Raw genomic sequence first — 2,611 nt, 5'->3', positions numbered from 1 at the left:
AATAATACAAGTCGTCCGTCTTTAAATTCAAAAAACGTTGGGTTGCAAAATGCGTGCTTATCCAAGTAATTATAATGCCCAAAGCAAAAACAAAAACAAATAGTGCGGCCATTAAAATTGGATTACTCAGTAATTGTAATTCAGTAAAAGTTTTATTTAGATAATATAAAACAATGGCCATGCCTATTAAAGCTAAAAAGGCACCAATCATTCCTAAACGAACACTTTTCCAAACAAACGGGCGACGAATAAACTGTTTTGTAGCACCAACCATTTGCATGGTTTTAATAGTAAATCGTTTAGAGTAAACAGCTAATCGAATAGAGCTATTTATCAATAATACAGCAATTAAGGTGAAAATTCCACTTAAGATAAGTACCCAAAAACTAATTTTTTTAACGTTATCATTCATCAAATTAACCAAATCATTATCATATGTTACTTCTTCAACAAAGTTTTTACTTGTCGCTTCCGCGGAAATTTTTTCAAGATGTTCAGAAGTTACAAAATCAGCTTTCAAATGCACATCAATGGAGTTTTGAAGCGGATTATAGCCAACAAAATCCATAAAATCTTCACCGTTTTCAGCTTTCATGAATTCGGCAGCTTGTTCTTTTGAAACATATTCGGTCGACTTTACATAATCAGCCATGGCCAAACTTTTTTCAAGTTGCTTGGTTTCAACTTCTTTAGCGGTGTCTTTTAAGTAAATGGTAACTACAACTTGTTCTTTAAAATGATCTGAAACTTTCTTCGCATTTAAAATTAACATGCCTAATAATCCCAATAAGAACAACACTAAAGCAATACTTAATACAACTGAAAAATACGAAGATATCAATCTACGTTTTTGGTGTTTTTCAAATGATGAACTCATGTGTTTATTGGATTAAAGCGTAAAAATAATAAAGTATTTTAATAAATCTTCAAAAGGTCAAAAGTCTTTTGGTCTCATTTGAAATTGTCATGTCCTTAACTCAGTAATCAATTCAAACAATGTTATAACTAAAACCTATTAAAATTGTTGTGTTATGCCAATTTCTTTGGGGGTTTACTAATAATATAAACGCCAATAACCACCATTAAACAGCTTAGTATTTTAATAAGGTTAATGTCTTGTGCATATTCATCTTTCATCAAAATATAAGCATAAACACTTACTAAAATAAAACTAATTACGGGTTGTAAATAAATATAACTGCTAGTTACCGATGGCGATACAAAATTAAGGGCATACACATTAAAAAGATAGGCGAAAAAGGTAGTAAATAGTACAACGTAACCAATAACTAGGTAGGTATTTGTAGAAAAAGCATCGAAATTCACAGCCCTAAAATCGTTTATGGCTATAGGGAAAACAAAAAGTAATCCGAATAAAAACATCCAGCTTATTATGGTTATGGCGTTGTATTTTTTCTTTAGAGTTTTGACCAAAACGAGATAAAGACCATAACAAGAGGCATTCAGAAAAACAAATAAATTGCCAAGAAAGGAACTGGTTCCAGCAGCTTTATTGCCGTAAATAATTAGAAAAATAGCGCCAATGCCAGCAATGGTAATCCCGATAAGTTTTTTTTTGGTAATGCGCTCTTTTAAAATTATAAAACTAAAAATGAGCACAATTACTGGCGTGGCAGTCATTATGATAGAAGCATCAATGGGAGACGTTAAATTGATGCCATGGAAGAAAAACAACATATTTGCAGCTGCACCAAGTAAGCCACAAAGTGCTAGTCTTAAAAAATCTTCACGGGCTACTTTTTCTTTAACAAATATGAATTTAATGCCCCAAAATAAAGCAACGCAGCAAACTAACCGAATTAACACAAAGGCATTCGGGTTAATTTTATCAGGCATAATGCCCTTGGCAATAATATAGTTGGCGCCGTAAATTAAATTGGCGCCAAGAAGTGCTATATGTGCTTTAAAAATATTTGAATTCAATACCTAGACTTTTTTAGGAGTCAAAAGTAATTTTATATAATTGGAAAACCTCGTTTTTTGTGGAATAAACTATTAAATAAAAGGTTTTTAAGTTGATTTATAAAACGTAAATTTGCAACTTCTTAAAACGGATGATAATGATGTACAATTTCAATGAAATTGAAGCCAAATGGCAAAAATATTGGGCAGATAACCAAACATTCAAGGCGGAAAACAAAAGTGACAAACCAAAATACTATGTTTTGGATATGTTTCCTTATCCAAGTGGCGCGGGTTTACACGTTGGACATCCGTTAGGTTATATTGCTTCCGATATTTATGCACGCTATAAACGTCACCAGGGGTTTAATGTTTTACATCCGCAAGGGTATGATAGTTTTGGTTTGCCAGCAGAGCAATATGCGATTCAAACAGGTCAGCATCCGGCAATAACAACCAAGGAAAATATTGCTACTTATCGCCGTCAATTAGACCAAATTGGTTTTTCTTTTGATTGGTCTCGTGAAGTCCGTACTTCAGATCCGAGTTATTACAAATGGACACAATGGATTTTTATTCAATTGTTCAATTCTTGGATTAATAATGATAAAAATAAAGCAGAAGATATTTCAAAATTAGAGGCGATTTTTGCTTCGGAAGGAAATAGCAAAGTGCATGCTGTTTGTGA

Annotated in this window: 3 protein-coding genes; 1 reads left to right on the top strand and 2 read right to left on the bottom strand. The window is 32.5% G+C overall.

Features of this window, described 5'->3' with window-relative positions:
- Together WBN21_RS14375 and WBN21_RS14370 are read right to left on the bottom strand one after the other, a co-directional pair.
- The coding region (locus WBN21_RS14375) for a cell division protein FtsX (RefSeq protein ID WP_424201458.1) at positions 1-877 on the bottom strand (877 nt) is incomplete at its 3' end.
- 152 nt (positions 878-1,029) lie between these two features.
- Entirely contained in the window at positions 1,030-1,944 is a 915-nt protein-coding gene (locus WBN21_RS14370; RefSeq protein ID WP_424201456.1) for a DMT family transporter, read from the bottom strand.
- 137 nt (positions 1,945-2,081) lie between these two features.
- Here WBN21_RS14370 and WBN21_RS14365 point away from each other — a divergent pair.
- Positions 2,082-2,611 (top strand): class I tRNA ligase family protein (locus WBN21_RS14365; RefSeq protein WP_424201454.1); only part of this gene is annotated, 530 nt, incomplete at its 3' end.

It is taken from the genome of Algibacter sp. (assembly GCF_049667265.1).
Classification (GTDB): domain Bacteria; phylum Bacteroidota; class Bacteroidia; order Flavobacteriales; family Flavobacteriaceae; genus Algibacter_B.
Note: the sequence above shows the minus strand (reverse complement) of the source record. Positions and strands in the feature narration are given on the sequence as shown.